This window comes from Dactylosporangium sp. NPDC051485 (assembly GCF_040682015.1).
GTDB lineage: Bacteria > Actinomycetota > Actinomycetes > Mycobacteriales > Micromonosporaceae > Dactylosporangium.
In genome coordinates this window covers 21,365-45,235 of the sequence record NZ_JBFAZW010000035.1, presented here as the reverse complement: position 1 = coordinate 45,235, position 23,871 = coordinate 21,365, and the positions used below count along the sequence as shown (strand labels likewise).

Sequence of the window (23,871 nt, the reverse complement as noted above, 5' to 3'; positions counted from 1 at the left end):
AGACCCTACCCGCCTCGCCGGAGGCCCCCGGAGCCGGTATCACGGGTAGATGCGGAGCTTCGGCGGCTCGGTTCCGGTCGGCTGGACCCCGAAGCTTGACAGGGTCATGGCCATCATGTCGCGGAACGCCGGGGCGGCCACGGAGCCGCCCGCCCCGCCGGGCACGTGCGCGACCACCGCGACCACGTAGCGGGGCGCCTCGGCCGGCGCCATGCCGATGAACGACACCACGTCGCCGGGGGCGTACCCGCCGTTCTGCGGCATTTTGGAGGTGCCGGTCTTGCCCGCGATCCGGTACCCCGGGATCGCCGCCTGGTGGCCGGTGGCGTCGTCCAGCGTGGTCACGCCCTCGAGCATGACCCGCAGCTCCTGCGCGACCTGCGGGTCGAGCACCTGGCGGGTCTGCTGCGGGGCCGGCTTGGACACCGCGCCGTCCGGCGAGATGATCTTGCGGACCAGCGTCGGCTGCACCCACAGGCCGTTGTTGGCGATGGCGCCGTACACCGCGGCCATCTGGATCGCGGTCGCCGCCACGCCGTTGCCGATCGGGATCGAGCCCGGGCTGGAGCCGGTCCACTGGCTCGGCGGCAGCAGCTGGCCGGGCGACTCGTTCGGCAGCCCGACGCCGGTGCGCTGGCCGAGCCCGAACTTCTGCTGGTACTCGTACAGCTTGTCCTTGCCCAGCCGGTCGGCGACCGCGATGGTGCCGACGTTGGACGACAGCGCCAGGATGCCCGGGATGGTCATCTGCGTGCCGTCCTTCTGCGGCGGGTGATCCGTGTAGGTGGTGTCGCCCTTCTTCACCCTCGAGTTCACCGTGATCGTGCTACTCGGGGTGATGATGCCCTCCTGCAGCGCGGCACCCATGACGATCGCCTTGTGGATCGAGCCGGGGTCGAACACGGTCGCCGTGCACTGGTCCTTGACCAGCTCCATCGCCGTGCGCCCGGGGTCGGCCGCGGCGAAGCTCGGGTAGCTGGCCATCGCCAGCACCTCCATCGAGCGCGCGTCGAGCACGATGGCGGCGGCGAAGTCGGCGTTCAGCGGGCCCATGCGCTCGGCCAGGGTGCTCTGCACGGAGTACTGCAGGTCGGCGCTGATCGTCAGCTCCACCGAGCTGCCCGGGCGGGCCGGTTCGAGCTCCTCGTAGCCCCAGGGCAGCGGCTTGTCGAGCTCGCCCTCGCCGTGCTCGTAGACGTGCACGCCGTCGACGCCGCGCAGCACCTGGTCGAACTGCTGCTCGATGCCCATCTTGCCGGACAGGTCCTCGCGCGAGGTGTAGCCGATGACGTTGGACGCCAGGTCGTAGCCGGGGATCTCGCGGCGCTCGTCGCGGGCGACCTTGAGCGCGCCGACGTGCAGCGCCGCGATGCGGTCGCCGTCGGCGACGTCGATCTGGTGGACCAGGTACTCGAAGCGCACGTTCCTGCGCCCGTCGGCGGTCTTGTGCGGGGTCAGCTTGCGCACCAGGTCGGAGCGCAGCACGCCGTACTTGTCGAGGATGGCGAACAGCTGGTCGGCCAGCGCCTCGGGATTCTTGACCGCCATCGGGTCGGCGGCGACGAAGCGGGTCTCGACCGAGTGCACCAGGATCTTGCCGTTGCGGTCCAGGATGGCGCCGCGGGCGGCCGGCAGCACGACATTGGCCAGGCGGTCCTTGAGGCCCTCGGCGGCGTACGCGCTCGCGTCGGTCAGCTGCAACTGCACCAGGCGGCCGCCGATGATCGCGAACAGCACCAGCGCGATGACCGTCGCCAGGCGGAGGCGGCGGCGCGGCTCGGCCAGCTTGGGCAGGCTGGGGCGGCGGGCCAGGCGGGGGACGCGGACGCGGCTCAGCTTCTTGCCCGCGCCGCCCGATCTGCCCGTGCCTACCGATCTGCCCCGGCCGGTCCTGCTCCTCGCCCCGGCCCCCCGGACGGCGCCCCGGACGCCCGCGGCCCGTCCCCCCCTCAATCGGGTGGGCCGGGCGCCGCGTTCCGCGTCGAAGCTGTCGCCGCGCTGCGCCCGCCCGGCGTCCTGGTCGCGGATCGGATGGTTGCGTTGCGCCCAGTCGGCGCTGTCGTCGGCGTCACGATTGTGGAACGCACCGCTGCGCCGCGCCCGTGCGGCGCGCTCGGCGCGGGCCTCGCGCTCCGCGCGGGTCATCCGCTCGGCGCGCGAGGCCGTGGTGCGGCGGGCCGGCTCGCGCTGCTGCGCCCCAACGACGCCGTCGCCGTCCGGCGATCCGTTGCGTTGCGCCCGCTCGGCCCGCTCGTCCCGCGCCGCGCGCTCCGCACGGGCGGCCCGCTCGGCGCGGGAGGCGGCGCTGCGGTCGGCGCGCGCCGGGGTGTCCGTCCGTTCGACGCGCAGCGGATCGGACCGCTGCGCGTCGTAGTCCTGGTCCGCCTCGTCCTCGCGGGGGCGGCGGACCGCCGTGCGGCGCGGGTCGGCGCGGCGCGGGTCGCGGGTCGGGTCGGTGCGGCGCGGCTGCTCGCTGCGGCCGCCCTGGATGACCTCCAGCGCCGGGCGGAACGGGTCCTTGCGGCCGCCGGCCTCGACCGACGCGTCGCGGACCGAGCGCCCCCGCGGGGTGTACCGCTTGGCCTCGGACATCGTGCCGCGCAGCGGCTGGTCCGCCGTGCCGTTGCCGCCGGACGGCGAGGCACCCTCCGAACGGGAACGGGCGGAGGCACCGGCACCCCCCGCGCCGGCGCGACCGCCCGTCCGCTGCCGACCGGCGTCAGCCCCCCGACCGGTGGTGTCCCTGCGCTCGGCGCCCCCGCGCCGCTCGCTCCCGCCCCGCCGATCTGGAGTGTCGCCAGCCATCGTCCCGACTTCCGTTCGTCAGTCCACTATGGACTTGGGTGGAATTCCCTTGGTCACTTGCTCGGGCCCGGCATCTCCAGCTTGGTGCCGTCGGGCAGCACCAGGAAGGCCGGCGTGCGCGACGGCACGAGGCCCAACTGCTTCGCCCGCGACGCGAGCGTCACCGGCGATTCCTTGTTGGCCAGATCGCTGCGCAGCCGCTCCTCGTCGCGGTCGAGGTTGTCCTGCCTGGTCTTCAACGCGTCGAGCTTGAAGGCGTTCTCGGCGATCCGCGTGTTCAGCACGAGGATGCCGACCACGCCCGAGAGCACCAGCACGAGCACGAGCGCCACGAACGGCGCCCGCGGCGCACTGACCGGCGCCGGCGGCGCCACCCGCAGGCGCGGGGACGCCTGCTTGGTGTCGGACGCGTGCCGTTCGGGCGCGGCGCCCGCCTTCGTGGTCTCGTGCTGCGGCGCGAGCGCCGTCGCACCGTCGATCAGATAGTCCCGTCGCTGCTGCTGGTCCTGCTCAGCGACGCGCCCCGTGGTCCGGCCCCCCGACCGCGGTGCACCCTGCTGAGCCTTGCGCTGCCGGCTGGCCGGCAGTGTCGTCACGTTCATCACACCTCCCCCAATGTGTTTGTCCGGGATCACGCTGGACTGTTCGGACGTTTCTTGCGTTCCACCGCGCGGAGTCGCACCGACGCCGCGCGCGGGTTGGCCGCTGTTTCGGCCGCGTCGGGGAGCTCGGCTCCCCGGGTGAGCGCCCGCAGCTCGGGTTCGCTGCCGGGCGGCTCGAAGGGCAGCTCGACCGGCACGGTCGAGCGGGTCCGCTCCGTGATCGCCTGCTTGACCAGGCGGTCCTCGAGCGAGTGGTACGACAGCACGACCAGCCGCCCCCCGGGCCGCAGCGCGTCCAGCGCCGCGGGGATCGCCCGCTCGAGGACCGCGAGCTCGCGGTTGACCTCGATGCGCAGCGCCTGGAAGGTCCGCTTGGCCGGGTGCCCGCCGGTGCGCCGGGCGGGCGCGGGGATGGACTCGCGGACCAGTTCGGCAAGGCGGGCCGAGCTGGTCAGCGGGGACTTCTCCCGCTCCCGGATGATCGACGCGGCGATACGGGAGGCGAACTTCTCCTCCCCGTACACGCGCAGGACCCGGGCCAGGTCGCCGTGGCTGTAGGTGTTGAGCACCTCCGCCGCGGTCGTGCCCCGGGTCTGGTCCATGCGCATGTCCAACGGCGCGTCCTGGGCGTAGGCGAAGCCGCGCGCGGCCTCGTCCAGCTGCAGGGAGGACACGCCCAGGTCGAACAGGCCGGCGTCGATCCGCTCGTCGCCCAGCACCTCGGGCAGCTCGTCGTAGACGGCGTGCACGAGGCGGATCCGATCGGCGAACGGCGCGAGCCGCTTGCCCGCCAGCGCCAGGGCCTGCGGGTCGCGGTCCAGGCCCAGCAGCCGGGCCTGCGGGTTCGCCGTGAGCACCGCCTCGGCGTGCCCGCCGAGGCCGAGCGTGGCGTCCAGGTACAGCGCGCCGGGCCGGGTCAGCGCCGGGGCGAGCAGCTCGAGGCAGCGCTCGAGCAGCACGGGCACATGAACGTCCCGCTCCCCCATCGTCGCCCCCCTGCCGGCGGCGGGTTCGCGGCCCGCCGTGGTGCTGAAAAACCTGCCCCAGTGCGCGAGCGCCGTACCGCCAGCTCCCCATCCGCCCGCCCGCCCTGGCACCGGGGAAGTGGTGTCAGGACTTCGAGAAACTCTGAGCGGCTGGAGAGCTGCCGGTACGGCGGCCTCAAAGTCGGTTACTGCAGTTGGACCTCACAGTCCTCCCGGCAGCACCCCCTCCTCGATGCCCGCAAAGTCCTCCTCGCTTTCAGCGAGGTAGGTGTCCCAGGCCTGGCGATCCCAGATCTCTACCCGGGTGCTTGCCCCGATCACGACGAGATCGCGGTCCAACCCGGCATACTCGCGAAGATGCTGCGGGATGGTGACCCGGCCCTGCCGATCGGGAACCTCGTCGTGCGCGCTGGCGAAGAACACCCGGCTGTACGCCCGGGCCGCCTTGTTCGTCATCGGTGTGGCGCGAAGCTGCTCGGCGATTCGGGCGAATTCGGCACCGGGGAACACGTAGAGGCAGCGCTCCTGTCCCTTGGTGATCACGACACCTCCCGCCAGTTCGTCCCGAAACTTGGCCGGCAGGATCAACCGGCCCTTTTCGTCCAGGCGAGGAGTGTGGGTGCCCAGGAACATGCGGCAACCACCCCTTCCCACCGCGAACGGTCCCCCCGGGGCCGGCCGAGCCCCCCGGCTCCGCCATCGCGCTCCACTGTACTCCACTTCCCTCCACCGTCAACGGAAAACCGCCCGATCCGGCGCGCCCGCCCGTGAAGAATTCCCACGTCAAACGGGGTGGAGACGAGTGGAGGACGCCGGGCGTGCCCGATCGGTGGAGGCCACTCCCGCCGCTCGATAAATCGGACAAACCGCCCTATGGTGCGCCCTTCGGCGCCGGGCCGGCTGCCCGGGGAGTCGCGGTGGAGGGAAGTGGGGGGCCGCGGGGAGCCGGGTGGGCCCGTGGGACCGTGTGGGTGTCGCGCGCGCCGGGTAGGGTCAGCGCATCGCCGAACACCGTGGAAGCGAGATGACGGACAACAAGCTGCCGATGCGGGCCAAGCTCGCCACCTCACTGTCGCGCGGCGCCGCCGCGCTGTCACGCGCAACCGGCCGGGGCGACGGATCGGTCATCGGCGGCCGCATCGGCCTGATGATCGACCCGAACCTCCTCGCGGCGCTGGCCGCCGGCCGGCAGATCGCGCTGGTCTCCGGCACCAACGGCAAGACCACCACCACCCGGCTGACCGCCGCCGCGATGGGCGTGCTCGGCCCGGTGGCGACCAACAGCCTGGGCGCCAACATGCCGACCGGGCACACCTCGGCCCTGGCCAAGGCGGGCGCGACGCCCTACGCCGTGCTGGAGGTCGACGAGCACTACCTCAAGCAGGTGCTCGACCAGACCAGGCCCAGCGTCGTCGCGCTGCTCAACCTGAGCCGCGACCAGCTGGACCGGGCCAAGGAGGTCGCCATGATGGCGGCCATGTGGCGCGACGCGCTGCCCGGCCGCGACCTGCACCTCGTGGCCAACGCCGACGACCCGATGGTCGTGTGGGCGGTCGGCAAGGCCGTCACCGGGGGCACCGGGGTGACCTGGGTCGCCGCCGGCCAGCGCTTCCACGACGACTCCTGGGTCTGCCCCGAGTGCGGCGCGTCGATCGAGCGCGACGGCGAGCAGTGGAGGTGCGCGGCCGGCAACCTCAGCCGCCCGATCCCCCACTGGACGGTCAGCGGCGACGGCGTGGTGGACAACACCGGCATGTACCACCAGATCACCCTCCAGCTCCCCGGCCGGGTGAACCGGGCCAACGCGGCGACCGCCCTGGCCGTGGCCGCGTACTTCGGCGTGCCGCCGGCCAAGGCGGTGCCGGAGCTGGCCAAGGTGGCCTCCGTCGCCGGCCGCTACGCCACCGTGGTCCGCGACGGGCGCACCATCCGGCTGCTGCTGGCCAAGAACCCGGCCGGCTGGCTCGAGTCGTTCGACATGGCCGAGGACGTGCCGACGCTGCTGTCCATCAACGCGCGGGACCCCGACGGCCTGGACACGTCGTGGCTGTACGACGTCGACTTCTCCCCGCTGCGCGGGCGCCGTGTGCTGATCACCGGCGACCGGGCCATGGACCTGGCGGTGCGCCTCGAGGTCAACGAGGTGCGCTTCGAGCACGTCCGCTCGTTCGGCCAGGCGCTCTCGCTGGTCCCGCCGGGCCGGCTCGAGGTCATCGCCAACTACACCGCTTTCCAGGACATCCGAGCGGAGCTGGACCGTGTCAACTGAGTCCCACCTGCGCCTGATCTGGCTGTACCCCGACCTGCTCTCGACCTACGGCGACCGCGGCAACCTGCTGATCCTGGCCCGCCGCGCCGACCTGCGCGGCCTGCCGGTCGAGTGCGCCGAGGTCCGCGCGGACAACCGGGTCCCGGCCGACGGCGACATCTACCTGCTCGGCGGCGGCGAGGACGGCCCGCAGGCCCTGGCCGCCCAGCGCCTCGCCGCCGACGGCAACCTGCGCCGCGCGGTCGAGCGCGGCGCGACGGTGTTCGCGGTCTGCGCCGGCTATCAGCTGCTGGGCCACTCGTTCTTCGCGAAGGGCGCGAAGTACCCCGGCCTGAGCCTGCTGGACCTCGACTCGGACCGCGGCGAGTCCCGCGCCGTGGGCGAGCTGGCCGGCGAGACCCACCCGGCCCTGGGCCTGCCGACCCTGACCGGCTTCGAGAACCACGGCGGCCGCACCCACCTCGGCCCGGGCGTGAAGCCCCTGGCCAAGGTCACCACGGGCATCGGCAACGACGGCCAGTCCGAGGGCGCCTGGAACGGCCGGATCCTGGGCACCTACTCCCACGGCCCCGCGCTGGCCCGCAACCCGGCCATCGCCGACCTGCTGCTGCGCTGGGCCACCGGCCTGGCCATGGAGCCGATCGACGACCGCTGGCCCATGGCCCTGCGCAACGAGCGCCTCTCCGCCATCGCCAGGTAACTGCGGTCTTGCCACCACAAAGCTGGCAGGGAGGCCCCCAGGGCCGACCGGTCGCTGACGGGAGCAACGGCGCCCTGGTTGCGCGGACCGGAGCCATATGTATTGCAAAGGGCCGGCTCTTCGGTAAGAGCCGGCCCTTTGCGTGCGCCAGGATCAGACGACGACCGAGACCATGCGGCCCTTGACGACGATGACCTTCTTCGGGGTCTTGCCGGACAGCTGGTCGGCGACCGCGGCCAGGGCGGCGGCGCGGACCGTCTCCTCGTCGGCGTCGGCGGCGATGTCGATCTTGCCGCGGACCTTGCCGTTGACCTGGACGGGGTAGGTGACCTGCTCGGCGACCAGGTAGGCCGGGTCGGCCGCCGGGAAGTCGGCGTAGGCGACCGACGTGGTGTTGCCCAGGCGCTGCCACAGCTCCTCGGCCAGGTGCGGGGCGAACGGGGAGATCATGCGGACCAGCGGGTCGGCGACCTCGCGCGGCGTGCCGCTCGGGGACACCTGGGTGGCCCGGTTGGTCAGCTCGATCATCTTGGCGATGGCGGTGTTGAAGCGCATCTCCTCGATGTCGACGCGCACGCCGTCGATCACCCGGTGCAGCAGGCGGCGGGTCTCGTCGTCCAGGGCGTCGTCGGTGATCCGCACGGCGTCGCTCTGCTCGTCGATGACCAGGCGCCACACGCGCTGCAGGAAGCGCTGGGCGCCGACGACCGCCCTGGTCTCCCAGGGGCGGGAGACGTCCAGCGGGCCCATCGACATCTCGTAGACGCGGAACGTGTCGGCGCCGTAGCGCTCGCACATCTCGTCCGGGGTGACGACGTTCTTCAGGGACTTGCCCATCTTGCCGTACTCCCGGACCACCTCCTCGTCGCCGTAGAAGAACCTGCCGGCCTGGCGCTCCTCGACCTTCTCGGCCTCGACGTACATGCCGCGGGAGTCCTTGTACGCGTACGCCTGGATGTAGCCCTGGTTGAACAGCTTGCGGAACGGCTCCTCGGACGAGACGAAGCCGCGGTCGAACAGCACCTTGTGCCAGAAGCGGGCGTACAGCAGGTGCAGCACCGCATGCTCCACGCCGCCGACGTACAGGTCCACGCCGCCGACGTCGCCGGGCTGCTGCGGGCCCATCCAGTACTGCTCGTTGGCCGGGTCGACCAGCTTCGCGGCGTTGGCCGGGTCCAGGTAGCGCAGCTCGTACCACGACGAGCCAGCCCACTGCGGCATGACGTTGGTCTCGCGGGTGTACGCCTTCGGGCCGTCGCCCAGGTCCAGGGTGACCTCGACCCACTCCTTCGCCCGCGACAGCGGCGTCTCCGGCATGCTGCCGGCGTCGTCGACGTCGAACGTGCGCGGCGAGAAGTCCTCGACCTCGGGCAGCTCGACCGGCAGCATCGACTCGGGCAGCGCGATCGGCAGGCCGGTCTCGTCGTAGACGATCGGGAACGGCTCGCCCCAGTAGCGCTGGCGGCTGAACAGCCAGTCGCGCAGGCGGTAGGTGATGGCGCCGACGCCGTGGCCGTTGGCCTCCAGCCACTCGGTGATCTTCGCCTTGGCGTCGGCGACGCCCAGGCCGTCCAGGCTGAACCCGTCGGGGCGGGTGGAGTTGATGGCGGGGCCGTCGCCGGTGAACGCCTTGCCGTCGAAGCCCTCGCTCGGCTGCACCGTGCGGATGATCGGCAGGTCGAAGACCTCGGCGAAGGCCCAGTCGCGCTCGTCCTGGCCGGGCACCGCCATGATCGCGCCGGTGCCGTAGCCGGCCAGCACGTAGTCGGCGATGAAGACCGGGATCGAGCGGCCGTCGACCGGGTTGGTGGCGTAGGCGCCGATGAAGACGCCGGTCTTCTCCTTGGCGTCGGCCTGGCGCTCGACGTCGGTCTTCGAGGCCGCGAACGCGCGGTAGTCGGCGACCGCGTCGGCCGGGGTGGCCGCGCCGCCGGTCCACTTGTCGTTGGTCCCCTCGGGCCAGGCGGCCGGGACCAGGTCGTCGACCAGCGCGTGCTCCGGGGCCAGCACCATGTAGGTCGCGCCGAACAGCGTGTCGGGGCGGGTGGTGAAGACCCGGATCGGCGCGCCGGCCTCGGTCGCGAAGTCGACGTGGGCGCCGCGGGACCGGCCGATCCAGTTGCGCTGCATGGCCTTGACCTTGTCCGGCCAGTCCAGCCGGTCCAGGTCGTCCAGCAGCCGGTCGCCGTAGGCGGTGATCCGCATCATCCACTGGCGCAGGTTGCGCTTGAAGACCGGGAAGTTGCCCCGCTCGCTGCGCCCGTCCGGCGTGACCTCCTCGTTGGCCAGCACGGTGCCCAGGCCGGGGCACCAGTTGACCGGGGCCTCCGACATGTACGCCAGGCGGTAGCCGTCGACCACGCCGCGGCGCTCGACCGCGGACAGCTCGTCCCACGCCCGGCCGTCCGGGGTGGCCCGCTCGCCGGACGCGAACTCCTCGATCAGCTCGTCGATCGGCCGGGCCTTCTGCCGGTCGGTGTCGAACCAGGAGTTGAAGATCTGCAGGAAGATCCACTGGGTCCAGTGGTAGAACTCGGTGTCGGTGGTCGCTACGCTGCGCCGGTCGTCGTAGGCCAGGCCCAGGCGGCGCAGCTGGCCGCGGTACCGCTCGACGTTGGCCTCCGTCGTGGTGCGCGGGTGCGTGCCCGTCTGCACCGCGTACTGCTCGGCCGGCAGGCCGAAGGCGTCGAAGCCCATCGGGTGCAGCACGTTGTAGCCGGCCATGCGGAAGTACCGCGTGTAGCAGTCCGTGCCGATGTACCCCAGCGGGTGGCCCACGTGCAGGCCGGCGCCCGACGGGTAGGGGAACATGTCCATCACGTACAGCTTCGGCGCGCCCGCGCGCGGGTGGGCAGGGTCGCTGAGCGGACCGGTCGGGTTCGGTGCGTGGAACGTGCCGTTCTCGGACCAGTAGTCCTGCCAGCACGCCTCGATCTCCGCCGCCATCGCCGCCGTGTAGCGGTACGGCGGGATGTCGACCGCTCCGTCGGTCACTGCCTCGCTCATGACTGTCGCCACCTCAGGGTCTCGGAATTCTCCAGCATTGTCCGGGCATGAAAAAACCCCTCGCGCAGGAGGGGTCGCCGTGCCGTCGCGTTTCAGCGCGTCAGCACGGCTCGCTAAGAAGCCGGACCACCCGGGTCATACCCGCAGTGTACCCCAGCGTGCGAGGCGGCTATCCGAGCGTCGATCGGGCTCACCCGGCGGCCACCGGGGGCGCCGCGGCATCACCGCGAACCGTGCGTGACCGTCCGTTTCCCCGTAGTCGTAGACGTTCGTCATGTTCGGGTGCGAAAGTCACGCCGCGCGCCGGATTCGGCGACGCCAATCGGTGTCGGCGGCGAAGCGCGGGCGCCGCCCTCGCCCGGCAGCCACCCCGCTTCCACCCTTCTGGTCTGCCCCGATCGACGGTGGCCGACATCCCGGGCCACCGTTTACCCGCAGCCTGGCCGGGTACGTCGGGGCCGCCGGAAAAAGCTGCAACCGGCCGGGCCAGGATGTCCGCAATGACGGAATCCCGTCCGGCGCCGCGTCAATTCCCCGGCTAGCCTGAGGGGACACGACGGCCCGAGTCGCGATTGATGACAACGTTTTCGCGCAACCGGGCGGTTCACCTATGGGTCTTACACCTAACGGTGGCCACGGCACGATCACGAGGAGGCCAGTTGACCAGGCACCGCACGTTCGAGGAACTCGGGGCCCCGCTACCCGCGCCCGAGTTCCGCGCGGCGACCGACGCGATCGTCGCGAACATCGAACAGGTCATCGAGGGTAAGACGGCGACCGTGCGGCTGGCCCTAGCCGTGCTGCTCGCCGAGGGGCACCTGCTCATCGAAGATGTTCCCGGCGTCGGCAAGACCAAACTCGCCAAGGCGCTCGCCCGCTCCATCGACTGCTCGGTGCGGCGGATCCAGTTCACGCCGGACCTGCTGCCCAGCGACGTCACCGGCGTCAGCGTCTACAACCAGGAGACGCGGGACTTCGAGTTCAAGCCGGGCGCCGTGTTCGCCAACATCGTCGTCGGCGACGAGATCAACCGGGCCTCGCCGAAGACGCAGTCGGCGCTGCTGGAGAGCATGGAGGAGCGGCAGGTCACCGTCGACGCGGCGACGTACCCGCTCCAGGTGCCGTTCATGGTCATCGCGACGCAGAACCCGATCGAGATGGAAGGCACGTACCCGCTGCCCGAGGCCCAGCGCGACCGGTTCACCGCCCGGATCGCCATGGGTTACCCGGACATGGGCGCCGAGCTCGCCATGCTCGACGTGCACGGCCGCCACGACGCCCTGGACGACCTCGCGCCGGTCTCCGACTCCACCACCATCCGCCGCATGATCGCCAGCGTCCGCGACGTGCACGTCGCCGACGCCGTGAAGCAGTACGCCGTGAACATCGTGACCGCCACCCGCGAGTCCGGCGAGCTGCGCCTCGGCGCCTCCCCTCGCGCCACGCTGCAGCTGCTGCGCACCGCCCGCGCCGTCGCCGCCATCGAGGGCCGCGAGTTCGTGCTCCCGGACGACCTGCAGGCGCTCGCCGTGCCGGTGCTGGCGCACCGCGTCATCCCCACGGCCGAGGCCCAGCTGTCCCGCCGGACCACCGACGCCATCATCGCCGAGCTGGTGCACCGGCTGCCGCTGCCGTCGGACCGCCAGCCGCGCTCGCCGTACGACACCCGGCAGCAGCGGCCGCAGCAGTACGGGGGCCGCTGAGCATGCGAGAGGCGCTGCGGGGGCTCACCACCCGGGGTCGTAGTTTCCTGGCCGCCGCCGCAGCGGCCCTCATCGCCGCGCTGATCCTCGGCGAGCGCGACCTGCTGCGCGTGGCGATCCTGCTCGCCGCGCTGCCGCTGCTGTCCGCTGCGTACGTGGGGCGCACCCGCTACCGCCTGTCGTGCAGCCGCACCCTCGACCCGCACCGCGTGCAGGTCGGGGCGAACGCACGCGTCATCCTTCGGCTGCAGAACCTGTCCCGGCTGCCCACCGGCACCATGCTGCTGGAGGACCGGCTGCCGTACGCACTGGGCAGCCGGCCCCGGCTGGTGCTGGAGAAGCTGGGCGCGCACCAGGCCAGCTCGGTGGCCTACACCGTGCGGGCCGACGTGCGCGGCCGCTACGAGGTCGGCCCGCTGGTCGTGCGGCTGACCGACCCCTTCGGGCTGTGCGAGCTGACCCGGGCCTTCCCGTCGGTCGACCGGCTCACGGTGATCCCGCAGGTCGCGCCGCTGCCGGCGGTGCGCCTGGCCGGCGAGTTCGCCGGCTCCGGGGACAGCCGGGCCCGCTCGGTCGCCGTGCACGGCGAGGACGACGCGGCCACCCGGGAGTACCGCTACGGCGACGACCTGCGCCGCGTGCACTGGCGCTCGACGGCCCGCACCGGCGAGCTCATGGTGCGCCGCGAGGAGCAGCCGTGGGAGAGCCGGGCGACCGTCGTGCTCGACACCCGTTCCGCCGCCCACCGCGGCGAGGGTCCCACGGCGAGCTTCGAGTGGGCGGTCTCCGCGGCCGCGAGCATCGCGGTGCACCTGCGCGAGGCGGGGTACAAGATGCGGCTCGTCACCGATGCCGGCGTCGACGTGGACGCGACCGAGATCGACGGCGACGGCCCGCTGCTCGACCAGCTCGCCGACGTGCGGCTGGCCCAGCGCAGCGACATCGGCACCCTCATCGAGCGGGTGCGCCGGCGCAGCGACGGCGGCCTGATCATCGGCATCTTCGGCCTGCTGTCCTCGGCCGAGGCCGAGCTGCTGGCCTCGTTCCGCTCCAACAACGCGACCTGCGTCGCGCTGTTCATCGACTCCTCGACCTGGCTGAACCTGCCCACGGCGGCCCGCGAGGAGGCGGACAAGGCGCACGGCGTCGCGTCCCTCGCGCTGCTGCGCAGCGGCTGGCGGGTCGTGGAGGTGCCGCACGGGGCCAAGCTCTCCGGGTTGTGGCCGCAGACCGGGCGAGGGTCGCAGGGCTTCGCCTGGCGCGCCGCGTCCGCGGAGAGCGTCGCTGGAGGAGTCCGGTGAACCAACGCAAGCACCTGACGCTGATCGCGGCCGGCTCGGCGTTCCTCGCCTCGCTGCCGCTGACCAACGTCTTCGACCACTACACCTGGGCCTTCCGCGCGCTGCTCGTGGTCGCCGTCATGTGCGGCGTGGGCCTGCTGGTGCGCAGCCTCCGGGCGCCGGTCTGGGCCCCGACGGCGGCGATGGCGCTGGCCGCGCTGCTGTCGCTCACCTGGCTGTACCGCAGCCACGAGGAGTACCTGGGCATCCTGCCCTCGCCGGGCACGATCGCGCACTTCGCGCAGCTGCTGCGCACGGCGTCGGTGGAGATGAGCGAGTACGCGACGCCGGTCAGCGACCGCGACGGCTTCCTCTTCCTGGCCACGCTCGGCGTCGCCGTGGTCGCGCTGCTCGTCGACGTGTTCGCCGTGGTGGTCCGCCGGCCGGCCCTGGCCGGCCTGCCCATGCTGGCGATCTACTCGGTGCCGGTCACCGTCGACACCGAGGACACCAGCTGGTTCCCCTTCGCGCTGGGCGCCGTCGGCTTCCTGTGGCTGCTCGTCACCGACAACGTCGACCGGGTGCGCCGCTTCGGCCGCCGCTTCACCGGCGACGGCCGCGACGTCGACCTGTGGGAGCCGTCCCCGCTGGCCGCGGCCGGTCAGCGGCTCGGCGCGCTGAGCGTGATCGCCGCGGTGATCCTGCCGCTCATCCCGTTCGCCATGCCGGCCGGCCTGCTCGGCAGCATCGGCGCGGGGGCGGGCGGCGGCGGGGGCGGCGGCATCGGCAACGGGCACAACGGCAGGTCGGTCAGCATGTTCGCCCTGCTGTCCGGCCAGCTCAACCGGGACAAGGCGTTCGAGATGGTCAAGGTGACCGACCTCGACGACCCGCACCCCTTCTACCTGCGCTTCAACGTGCTCGAGGACCTCTCCGCCAAGGGCTTCAGCGCCCGGCCGATCAGCGGCGGCGCGCCCGTCGGCAACGGCTTGCCCAAGCCCGAGTGGGAGTCGTCGGTCAAGGTCGCCAGCCACCAGGCCCGCATCGAGGTCACCAACGAGCTCGCGATCAGTTACCTGCCGATCTACACCTGGCCCACCAAGATCGACAAGGTCAGCAACAGCTGGGCCTTCGACCCGAGGACCGCGGTGGTGTACTCCGGGAAGGACACCACCGCCAAGAAGTCCTACAACGTCACGTACCTGCGCCCGGAGATCTCGCCGGACGAGCTGCGCGCCGCCGCCCCGCTCAACCCGAACGACCCGCAGCTCAAGGACCTCGCCACGGCCCCGCCCAACGCGGTCGTCAAGGCCAAGGTGGACGAGCTCATCAAGGGCAAGACGACGGAGTACGACAAGGTCAAGGCGATCTACGACTCCTTCTCGCCCGACAAGGGCTTCACCTACGACACGTCGACCGGCGCGGACACCAGCGGCACGAAGATCGCCGACTTCCTGACCAACAAGCGGGGGTACTGCGCCCAGTACGCCGCCGCCTTCGGCTGGCTGCTGCGCGAGGCCAAGATCCCGGCCCGGGTGGCGTTCGGCTTCGCTCGGGGCAGCCAGGGCGCGAACAAGACCACGACGCTGACCAACTTCAACCTGCACGCGTGGACCGAGGTGTACTTCCCGGGCTTCGGCTGGCTGCCGTTCGACGCGACGCCGCCGACGGGCGTCATCGGGTCGATGAGCCCGGAGTACCTCCCGGCGAACAACGCCACCATCGGCGACGATGCCCCAAACCGGCGCGGCAACCAGCCCCTGCCGGACTCGTCCTCGTCGGCCGCGCCCGGCGCCGTCGGCACGCACGACAACCCGGGCGACACCGGCGGCAACCAGGACGCGCAGACGAAGTCGTTCGGCGACCGGCTGCAACGCTTCCTCTCCAGCGCCCTCGGCGTCACCTCGATCAGCGTGGTCCTGCTGCTCCTGCTGCTGGCCGTCCCGGCCCTGGCCCGCGCCCGCACCCGCCGGCGCCGCCTGAGCCTCACCCCCGCCGGACCGGCCGGCCTCTCGGTCTCCGGCGCGGACGCCCCGGAGATGGTCGTGGTCCCGGACGAGCGCGCGATCGGCGCCGCCCGCGACGACGCCCACCGGGCCTGGGACGAACTGCTCGACACGATGCTCGACTACCGCATCCCCGTCGACGAGGCAGAAACGCCCCGCGCGACGGTCGATCGGCTGGTCCGCAAGGAGCGGCTGCGCGACCAGGCCGAGTCCGGGGCGCGGCTGCTGAGCACCGCGGAGGAGCACGCGCGGTACGCCCAGCGGCCCCTCACCGGCCGCGAGCTGCGCTCGGCCATCTCGGCGGTGGAGTCGTCCTTCGCCACGAACGCCACCGGCAAGGTGCGCTTCACGGCCCGCTTCCTGCCGCCGTCGGTGCTGCGGCGGTGGCGCATGGGGATCGGCATCCGCGGTGGCAACGCGGCGCTGGCCGTCGGGCGCGGCTGGGACTCGGTGATGCGGGTGCTGAGCGTGCGGCGGTTCGTGGCTCGGCGCGGGGAGCGCTGACCTCTTCCCCGATGGGGACGCCTCCATTTCGGGGGCGTCCCCATCGGGCATTTTCCGGGGTGTCCCGGCGGGCGTTTTGCACGATAAGTCGGGCGCTGGCGCGCCACGACTTATCGGATTTTTCGCCTGTCGGGGCTTAGATCGCACTTTTCGCTTCTGCCCGAATTTCGGCGGCGCGCGGGCATTGGCGATGGTGCCATTTGCGGAGTTGGTCGCATTTCGCCGGAACAATGCCGCGACGGTTCAGCGCTGCCGTCGAGTCCTTCGCCGGGTCGGTGCACAGCAGCGTCGAGTGCGCCCCCGCCGACCCGCCCACCAGCGCCGCGCATCCGGCGAACGCGCTGGCGCCGCAGGGGTACTTCGCGAGGCGGGCAGCATCACGGTGCCGGCGAGGAGGTTTCTGACGAGACTTACGTCGTCCGGGCGGACGATGCGACGAACACGGCCGGCGACGAGAGCGACAGCAGCAGGCCCGGCCCCCGCTCGAGGGCGCCGAGGAGGAATCCTGCAGGCGGTACGGGCCGGCGAGCATCGAGGCCGCACCGGCGGGCCCGGATCGCGGGGTAGTTCGCGGCACCGCCGAGCAGACCGGGGGCGCGGGTTCTCGCCAAGCGGCAGGTCGCCGGCCGGGGGCAGGCAATCGTCCAGACCCCAGGGTTGAGCTCGGCGTGGCCCCGGACGACCAAGGCTGAAGCCCGGGCGATCCGCGGGTCGATCGGCGCCCGTGGCTCGCGGATTTCGCCGGACCGGTCCGCCCGGGTTCCGGCGGCCGACGCGTCGGCTTCCCGGCCCGGACAGGGGCGTGCACGGCTTGAAAGCCGGCGGGATCAGGTCGGGCTGACCGGGCCGCTCTCGTTTCGGAGCGGGTCCAGGAAGGAGCGGGTCCAGGAACAGGAGGGGGCGGCGGTGAGGCCGACCGCGGCCCGGCGATGAGATGAACCGGGGCGCGCCGCAGCACGGCGGCCGGCGCGGCTCTGAGGTGCCACAGGTGGGCGCGGGGTGGCCACTCGCGGGTCGCTCCGCGAGGCGGGGTGACCGGCGCGGCTCTGAGGTGCCGCGGGCGGGCGTGAAGTAACCACTCGTGGTCACCCAACCGGAGGTCAGCGCGGCGCCGGCCCCTCCACGCGGCGGGGTGGCCGGCGCGGCTCTGAGGTGCCGCTGGCGGGCGCCAAGTAGCCACTCGCCGGCCGCTCCGCGAGGCGGGGTGGCCGGCGCAGGCTCAGGCCGTCGTCAGAGGTCGCCCTCCGGGCGGCGGCGCCAGCGGTCCTCGAGCCGGTCCACCAGGCCGCCGCGCCGCTGGCGGGTGCGGCGCGAGGCCGTGCCGCCGACGGCGTGCAGGTCGGTGGTCTGGCCGCGGCGGTATGCCTGGACGCCGAACGCCAAGGCGCACAGCATGACCAGGAAGCCGCCCACGCCCAGGAGTGGGATGGAAATCGCCACGCCGTAGACAAGCAGCGCCATGCCGGCCAGCAGCAGGATCCCTGCGGCGATCATCCGGCGCTTGGCATGGAACCGCGGGTCGGTGGCGCGCACCGCCGAGGCAAACTTTGGATCCTCGGCAAGCGACCGCTCGATCTGCTCGAACAGCCGCTGCTCGTGCTCCGAGAGCGGCACGGCACTCCTCCCCGGTCGCGAAGGCCGGCCCTGAAGGGACCGGCTGTCCGGCACAGCCGGACGGCTGCGTACTGGCAAGTTTACGAGGGGGTCAACCAGTCGGAAAGCGGGACGATGGTCCGGTCGTGCCGATTTTCCGACGAGTGTGACTCCTATGTCCTTCCATTGTGTCGTGTCGGGGACGCTCCTGCCCCATCCCCCGCCGGTGCGGCTCCGTTTCCGTCGGTTCGCATTCCGTCACCGCGCAGTAAGCTGGCGGGCTTGACGAGGCCCGGGCCGAAGCGGGCGGCGACCGCGTCGGCGGCCCGCTCGGCGTCGCGCCAGCCGTGGTCGCGCTCACCCAGCGTCATCTGCCGCGGGGTGCCGTCGGTGTGTGCGAGCCCCTCGACGCGCACCCCGACGAGGCGAATGCGCTCGCCGGGGCGGCCGGACTGGAACAGCGCCCACGCCAGCTCGAAGATCTCGCGGCTCACGTCGGTGGGCACGTCTACGGTGCGTGATCGGCTGAGCGTCTGGAAGTCGGCCAGCCTGATCTTGACCGAGACGGTGCGGCCGACCTGGCCGGCGTGGCGCAGGCGGCGGGCGACCTTGTCCGACAGGGCGAGCATCGCGCGTCGGATGGTGGACAGGTCGCTCACGTCGACGTCGAACGTGGTCTCGGCGCCGATCGACTTCTCGACGTGGTTGGGAATCACCCGTCGGGGGTCACGGGCGAGGGACAACTCGTGCAGGTGATGGGCGGCCGCGTCACCCACCGCCGAGCGCAGCATCCCGACCGGGGCGGCGGCGAGATCGCCGATGGTCTTCAGCCCCAGCCGCTGGAGGGTCTCGGCGGTGCGCTCGCCGACGCCCCACAGCGCCTCGACGGGCAGCGGGTGGAGGTACTCCAGCTCGCGGTCCCTCGGGATCACCGCCATCCCGTCGGGCTTGGCCCGCGTGGACCCGAGCTTGGCCAGGAACTTCGTGCCGGCCACCCCCACCGAGCAGGTGAGCCGCTGCTCCCCCGCCACCCGCCGCCGGATCAGCGCCGCGATCTCGGCCGGCCGCCCGAGCAGCCGCCGCGCGCCGGCCACGTCGAGGAAGGCCTCGTCGAGCGAGAGCGGCTCGACCAGCGGCGTCACGTCGCGGAAGATCGCCATCACGGCGCGGGACGCCTCCGTATACGCCGCGAAGTCCGGCGGCAGGAACACCGCGTGCGGGCACAGCCGTTGGGCCCGGCTGCCGGGCATCGCGCTGCGCACCCCGTATTTGCGCGCCTCGTAGCTGGCCGCGGAGACCACCCCGCGCGGGCCCGCCCCGCCGACGATGACGGGCTTGCCGCGCAGGTCGGGGCGGCGCCGGACCTCCACCGACGCGTAGAACGCGTCCATGTCCACGTGCAGCACCGTGCACCCGGAGTCGTCGGCGTCGGGCCCGAACTCGCCGGCGCCCCCGCGTGGTACCACCTGACTTCGCCCCACAGTGGGAACCCTAGCGGGGGCGTATGACAAGTTTGACGAGAACTTAGGTTTGCCTTACCTTCCAGGCATGGCCCATGTCGCGATGACCTCGCCCCTGGCGCCGGTCGTCGCGGCCGTGGAGGGTCTTCGCCGCCGCCACCCGGCCCTGACCAGATGCGTCACCCGGGGTCTGGTGATCACCCCGACGGCGCAATGGTCCAGAGCGATCAACCCCGAAGCCGCCGCGGTACTGCTCGTAGCCGGCTGGACCCGGGCCCGCCGCGTCCCGTTGCTGATTCCGGGTGAGACCTTCGTGAACCGCGCCGGGCAGCTGGGCGTGCGCCGGGCCCACGTCGCCGTGCTGGCCGACGACCCGGCGGCGGGCGCGCCGGGCGTGGTGGTCGCCGGAGATCGCATGGAGCTGCTCGACCTGGTGGCGGAGCACGCGGGCGCGGAGGTTTCGCCCTGGGAACTCGCCCGCCACGTGACCACCCTGCTGGCCGCGACGATCCCGCCCACACCCGCCGCCTGTCCAGCCGCGGCACTCGCCACATCACGATGAAGACGGCACTCGCTGAGTCGCGATAAAGCTCGCCGAGTCGCGATAGCGGCGACACAACGGATCAGCGGCGGAGCACCAGCAGGGGGATCTCCATCTCGGCGGCCGTGTTCGAGCCGTGGAAGGCGATCATCTCCGACAGCCGCGGCGTCTCGTGGGCGCTGGCCAGTACGATCCACCGGTCGCGGCAGACCACCACCACGTCGCCGATGCGCCGCAGGTGGGTCTCCGGGACCTCGCCGAACCACCCCGACGCTACGGCCTCGGCGCGCGGGACGACCCAGGCCGCGTCGCCCAGGACGCCCCGCCAGGTGGACAGCACGTCCTGCTCGGCGCCGGGGGCGGTGTGTAGGTAGCGGACCCGCGGCTCGCCCGCCACCACGGCCACGCCCTCGGTCAGGCGCGGGTCGCGGTCCAGGTCGATGCGGCGGTCCGGCGGGACGTCGAGCTGCCCGTGGTCGGCCGTCACCAGCAGCGCAGTGTCGGGCGGGAGCGCGTCGACCAGGCGGGTGAGCAGGCGGTCGGCGGACGCGGCGGCCTCCTGCCACTGCGCGCTGCCGAGGCCCTGGTCGTGGCCGGCGCGGTCGACGTCGGGCAGGTAGCCGTACACCAGGCGGGAGTCGGCCAGCGCGGCCAGCATCTCGTCGGCGACCGCGTCGGCGGCCACGCCGGGGCCGAGCCGGGCGCCGCGGTAGGCCGAGCGGGTGAGGCCGGTGTCGGTGAACGCCGGGTTGGTGACCACGGTCGGGGCCAGGCCCGCCCGCTCGGCCCGGGTGAACGCGGTCGGCAGGGGCTGCCATACGGCCGGGTCGGGGACGTCGGTCCAGTAGAGGTGGTTCACGACCCGGTCGGTGCCGGGGCGGTTGAGGGTGAAGCCGACGATGCCGTGGCGGCCGGGGGCGGCGCCGGTGCCGAGGGTGACCAGGCTCACCGGGGTGGTCGACGGGAAGCCCGACGTGATCCGGCGGGCGGTGCCGAGGCGGCCCTGCACGATGTCGGCGAGCGTCGGGGCGTGGCGGGCCGCGGCCGGGAGCTGGTGCCAGCCCAGGCCGTCCAGCAGCACCACGGCCACCCGGCGCACGCCGGCGAGCTGGGTGGCCAGGCCGAGGTGGTCCGGCTCGCCGGGGACGCCGAGCGCGTGCAGGACGCTGGGCAGGACGTCGGCGAGGCTCTCCCGGCCGTACCGCGGCTCGACCCGCCCCAGCGCCTCCATCACGCCCCGCGGCGGGCCAGGAGGTGCAGCTGGGTGGCGATGTCGCGGTACGGCGGCAGGCCCGCCAGCGCGAGCTCGAAGGCGGCCAGGGCCTCCGGCTCGCTCTCGGCGACGGTGCCGGGGACCAGGTCGGCGACCACGCGCACGCCGTGGACCTGCTCGACCGTCAGGCCGCACTCGTCGAGCAGCGCGGTGGCGGAGTCCGCGGTGTAGCGGCGGCGCAGGCGGTCCCGCGCGTCGGTGCGCCCGTCGGGGCTCGCCAGCAGGACCGACGCGGCGGCCAGGTGACCGCCGATGGCGCGGGCCAGCACGGCGGCGGCCCGGTTGGCCACGACCACGCTGGCCGCGCCGCCGGGGCGCAGGGTCCCGGCGAGCGCGGCCACGGCCTTGTGCGGGTCGTCCACGACCTCCAGCACGCTGTGGCAGAGGGCCAGGTCGATGGTGTCGGGCCCGACCTGGTCGGCCAGGCCGTCGGCGTCGCCCTGCACGGCCCGGACCCGCTCCCCCACGCCCGCCTCGGCGGCCCGCCGGATGAGCGCGGCGAGCGCGTCCGGGCTCGCGTCGACCACGGTGACGGTGTGGCCGGCCCGGGCCAGCGGCACGGCGAAGCCGCCGGTGCCGCCACCGACGTCGAGGACGGTCAGCGGGCGGCCGGCCCGCTCCAGCTCGCGGCGAAGGACCTGCCAGACGACGGCGGTGCGAGGCGCAGAGGACTCCACACGACTAAACCTTAGTCGACAGCGGCAGGTACACCTGGTTGCCCGTCGCCGCGAACTCCTCCGACTTCTCGCGCATGCCCTGGGCGGCGTACTCGCGCAGGTCCTGGCTGATGCGCATCGAGCAGAACTTCGGGCCGCACATGGAGCAGAAGTGCGCGGTCTTGGCCGGCTCGGCGGGCAGGGTCTCGTCGTGGTACGCCCGCGCGGTGTCCGGGTCCATGGCCAGGTTGAACTGGTCCTCCCAGCGGAACTCGAAGCGGGCCTTGGACAGCGCGTCGTCCCAGGCCTGGGCGCCGGGGTGGCCCTTGGCCAGGTCGGCGGCGTGCGCGGCGATCTTGTAGGCGATGACGCCGGCCTTGACGTCGTCGCGGTTGGGCAGGCCGAGGTGCTCCTTCGGGGTGACGTAGCAGAGCATCGCGGTGCCGTACATGGCGATCATGGCGGCGCCGATGGCCGAGGTGATGTGGTCGTACGCCGGCGCGACGTCGGTGGTGAGCGGGCCCAGCGTGTAGAAGGGCGCCTCGTGGCACCACTCCATCTGCAGGTCCACGTTCTCCTTGATCTTGTGCATGGGGACGTGGCCGGGACCCTCGATCATGACCTGGACGTCGTGCTCCCACGCGATCTTCGTGAGCTCGCCCAGCGTCTTGAGCTCGGCCAGCTGGGCCTGGTCGTTCGCGTCCGCGATCGAGCCCGGGCGCAGGCCGTCGCCGAGGGAGAAGGTCACGTCGTAGCGGGCGAGGATCTCGCACAGCTCGGCGAAGTTGGTGTACAGGAAGTTCTCCTCGTGGTGCGCCAGGCACCAGGCGGCCATGATCGAACCGCCGCGCGACACGATGCCGGTGACCCGCTCGACGGTCAGCGGGACGTACCGCAGCAGCACCCCGGCGTGCACCGTCATGTAGTCGACGCCCTGCTCGGCCTGCTCGATCACGGTGTCGCGGTAGGCCTCCCAGGTCAGCTTCACCGGGTCCCCGCCGACCTTTTCGAGGGCCTGGTAGATGGGCACGGTGCCGATCGGGACCGGCGAGTTGCGGATGATCGCCTCGCGGGTGGCGTGGATGTGCTTGCCGGTGGAGAGGTCCATGACCGTGTCGGCGCCCCAGCGGGTGGCCCAGGTGAGCTTGGCGACCTCTTCGGCGACGCCGGAAGAGACGGCACTGGTACCGATATTCGCGTTCACCTTCACCAGGAACCGCGACCCGATGATCATCGGCTCGCTCTCCGGGTGGTTGACGTTGTTCGGCAGGATGGCCCGGCCGGCGGCGATCTCGTCGCGCACCAGCTCCGGCGCGACGCCCTCGCGGATCGCCACGAACTCCATCTCCGGCGTGACCACGCCTTGGCGGGCGTAGTGCAGCTGCGTGCGCTCCACCGGCCCGCGCTCGGCGATCCACGGCGCCCGCAGCGCCGGCAGCCCGGCGGGCGGGTCGTTCAGGGGCCCCGACGTGTCGTAGAGCCGGACCGGCGGGTTGTCCCCCGTCAGCTCCACCTCGGCGAAGGGCACCTGGAGGTCGGGGCGGGAGCCCGGGACGTACACCTTCCGCTTCATGACAATCCTCTCGAAAAGGGCATGGCGAACCAGGCCCCTTCACCAGAAGGAGCCTGTTGTGTCCGGTGAGTTATCGGCCCCAGGCGAGCGGGCCGTGCCCCGCGCCCAGGGTCCAGCCCGCGGAGCGGACCAGGGCCGAGTGCACGTAGGACTTGGCGCCGGACAGCGCGTCGGCCAGCGACGCGCCCCCGGCCAGCAGGGAGGCGGTGGCGGCGGCGAAGGTGCAGCCGGTGCCGTGGTTGTTGGCGGTGTCGATCCAGGGCGCGGTGAGCAGGGAGACCTCGCCGTCGTGCCAGACCGCGTCGACGGCCTCGGTGCTGCCCCGCAGGTGGCCGCCCTTGACCACCACGCAGCGCGGGCCGTAGGCGCCCAGGTCGGCGGCGGCCTTAGCGGCGTCGTCGGCGTCGAGCACGTCGCGGCCCAGCAGCACCGACGCCTCGCGCAGGTTCGGCGTGACCACCGCGGCGTGCGGGAAGAGCAGTTCGAGGTACGCCCGCTCGGCGTCGGCGGTGAAGAGCCGGTCGCCGGAGGAGGCCACCAGCACGGGGTCGACGACGAGGTTGGGCAGCCGCGCGGCGTATCGGGCGACGAGCGCGACCGTCTCCGGGGTGGCCAGCATGCCGGTCTTCACCGCGGCCACCGGCAGGTCGTCGAGGACGGCGTCGAGCTGGGCGGCGACGAAGTCGGCGGCGACGGCCGAGATGCCCCGCACCCCGGCGGTGTTCTGCGCGGTGAGCGCGGTGATGACGCTGGTGCCGAAGACGCCGTGCGCGGCGAAGGTCTTGAGGTCGGCCTGGATGCCGGCACCGCCGCCGGAGTCCGAGCCGGCGATGGTCAGGGCCACCGGTGGGTTCATGCAACCTCCGCTTCGCTCCGGTTGCCTGAACTTTGAAAGCTGAGCCATTGATGAGTGG

At 72.6% G+C, this 23,871-nt stretch carries 16 protein-coding genes and 1 pseudogene; 6 read left to right on the top strand and 11 right to left on the bottom strand.

Annotated elements, in window-relative coordinates; all coding sequences use genetic code 11:
- Window positions 1–39: 39 nt before the first annotated feature.
- The 4 genes and pseudogenes from AB0M46_RS21190 to mraZ all read right to left on the bottom strand — a co-directional run bounded on the left by AB0M46_RS21190 (window position 40) and on the right by mraZ (window position 5,026).
- Window positions 40–2,592, bottom strand: a complete 2,553-nt coding sequence (locus AB0M46_RS21190) for a penicillin-binding transpeptidase domain-containing protein (RefSeq protein WP_363338385.1) — start codon at window positions 2,590–2,592, stop codon at window positions 40–42.
- A 266-nt stretch (window positions 2,593–2,858) separates the two neighbouring features.
- Entirely contained in the window at window positions 2,859–3,407 is a 549-nt protein-coding gene (locus tag AB0M46_RS21185; RefSeq protein WP_363338383.1) for a hypothetical protein, read from the bottom strand.
- 56 nt (window positions 3,408–3,463) lie between these two features.
- Window positions 3,464–4,393, bottom strand: a pseudogene (gene rsmH, locus AB0M46_RS21180) (16S rRNA (cytosine(1402)-N(4))-methyltransferase RsmH); the annotation flags it as partial.
- Window positions 4,394–4,594: 201 nt separating this feature from the next.
- Window positions 4,595–5,026, bottom strand: coding sequence for a division/cell wall cluster transcriptional repressor MraZ (gene mraZ / locus AB0M46_RS21175; RefSeq protein ID WP_363338381.1), 432 nt, complete (start codon window positions 5,024–5,026; stop codon window positions 4,595–4,597).
- A 391-nt stretch (window positions 5,027–5,417) separates the two neighbouring features.
- Here mraZ and AB0M46_RS21170 point away from each other — a divergent pair, with 391 nt between their 5' ends.
- Window positions 5,418–6,662, top strand: a complete 1,245-nt coding sequence (locus AB0M46_RS21170; protein WP_363338379.1) for a MurT ligase domain-containing protein — start codon at window positions 5,418–5,420, stop codon at window positions 6,660–6,662.
- Window positions 6,652–7,362 carry a glutamine amidotransferase gene (locus tag AB0M46_RS21165; RefSeq protein ID WP_363338377.1) on the top strand — a complete coding sequence of 237 codons (711 nt, stop codon included), beginning with the start codon at window positions 6,652–6,654 and terminating at the stop codon, window positions 7,360–7,362. The genes AB0M46_RS21170 and AB0M46_RS21165 overlap by 11 nt, the downstream gene beginning before the upstream one ends.
- A gap of 153 nt (window positions 7,363–7,515) precedes the next feature.
- On the opposite strand, the gene leuS is transcribed toward AB0M46_RS21165, so the two are convergent.
- Window positions 7,516–10,368, bottom strand: coding sequence for a leucine--tRNA ligase (gene leuS / locus AB0M46_RS21160; protein ID WP_363338375.1), 2,853 nt, complete (start codon window positions 10,366–10,368; stop codon window positions 7,516–7,518).
- A 659-nt stretch (window positions 10,369–11,027) separates the two neighbouring features.
- Here leuS and AB0M46_RS21155 point away from each other — a divergent pair.
- The 3 genes from AB0M46_RS21155 to AB0M46_RS21145 are packed head-to-tail and all read left to right on the top strand — an operon-like array spanning window position 11,028 to window position 15,861.
- Entirely contained in the window at window positions 11,028–12,071 is a 1,044-nt protein-coding gene (locus AB0M46_RS21155; protein WP_363338373.1) for a MoxR family ATPase, read from the top strand.
- A gap of 2 nt (window positions 12,072–12,073) precedes the next feature.
- Window positions 12,074–13,372, top strand: coding sequence for a DUF58 domain-containing protein (locus AB0M46_RS21150; protein ID WP_363338372.1), 1,299 nt, complete (start codon window positions 12,074–12,076; stop codon window positions 13,370–13,372).
- A complete protein-coding gene (locus AB0M46_RS21145; RefSeq protein ID WP_363338369.1) occupies window positions 13,369–15,861 on the top strand; it encodes a DUF3488 and transglutaminase-like domain-containing protein in 2,493 nt (830 codons plus the stop codon). The genes AB0M46_RS21150 and AB0M46_RS21145 overlap by 4 nt, the downstream gene beginning before the upstream one ends.
- A gap of 1,230 nt (window positions 15,862–17,091) precedes the next feature.
- On the opposite strand, the gene AB0M46_RS21140 is transcribed toward AB0M46_RS21145, so the two are convergent.
- Window positions 17,092–17,475, bottom strand: coding sequence for a DUF3040 domain-containing protein (locus AB0M46_RS21140; RefSeq protein ID WP_344610545.1), 384 nt, complete (start codon window positions 17,473–17,475; stop codon window positions 17,092–17,094).
- Window positions 17,476–17,627: 152 nt separating this feature from the next.
- The gene (locus AB0M46_RS21135) at window positions 17,628–18,935 is read right to left on the bottom strand and encodes a DNA polymerase IV (protein ID WP_363338367.1); all 1,308 of its coding nucleotides are present in this window, start codon (window positions 18,933–18,935) and stop codon (window positions 17,628–17,630) included.
- Window positions 18,936–19,002: 67 nt separating this feature from the next.
- Here AB0M46_RS21135 and AB0M46_RS21130 point away from each other — a divergent pair, with 67 nt between their 5' ends.
- Window positions 19,003–19,476 carry a hypothetical protein gene (locus AB0M46_RS21130; RefSeq protein ID WP_363338365.1) on the top strand — a complete coding sequence of 158 codons (474 nt, stop codon included), beginning with the start codon at window positions 19,003–19,005 and terminating at the stop codon, window positions 19,474–19,476.
- Between the two features lie 61 nt (window positions 19,477–19,537).
- Here AB0M46_RS21130 and AB0M46_RS21125 read toward each other — a convergent pair whose 3' ends face one another.
- The 4 genes from AB0M46_RS21125 to thiD all read right to left on the bottom strand — a co-directional run bounded on the left by AB0M46_RS21125 (window position 19,538) and on the right by thiD (window position 23,813).
- Complete coding sequence (locus AB0M46_RS21125; RefSeq protein ID WP_363338462.1) at window positions 19,538–20,686, bottom strand: nucleotide pyrophosphatase/phosphodiesterase family protein; 1,149 nt, start codon at window positions 20,684–20,686, stop codon at window positions 19,538–19,540.
- Window positions 20,686–21,405 (bottom strand): methyltransferase domain-containing protein, encoded by a 720-nt coding sequence (locus tag AB0M46_RS21120; RefSeq protein WP_363338363.1) that lies wholly within the window; start codon window positions 21,403–21,405, stop codon window positions 20,686–20,688. The genes AB0M46_RS21125 and AB0M46_RS21120 overlap by 1 nt, the downstream gene beginning before the upstream one ends.
- A gap of 4 nt (window positions 21,406–21,409) precedes the next feature.
- Window positions 21,410–22,963, bottom strand: a complete 1,554-nt coding sequence (thiC, locus tag AB0M46_RS21115) for a phosphomethylpyrimidine synthase ThiC (RefSeq protein WP_363338460.1) — start codon at window positions 22,961–22,963, stop codon at window positions 21,410–21,412.
- Window positions 22,964–23,027: 64 nt separating this feature from the next.
- Window positions 23,028–23,813: a bifunctional hydroxymethylpyrimidine kinase/phosphomethylpyrimidine kinase gene (thiD, locus tag AB0M46_RS21110; RefSeq protein ID WP_363338361.1), complete on the bottom strand. Its 786-nt coding sequence runs from the start codon at window positions 23,811–23,813 to the stop codon at window positions 23,028–23,030.
- Between the last annotated feature and the right edge of the window lie 58 nt (window positions 23,814–23,871).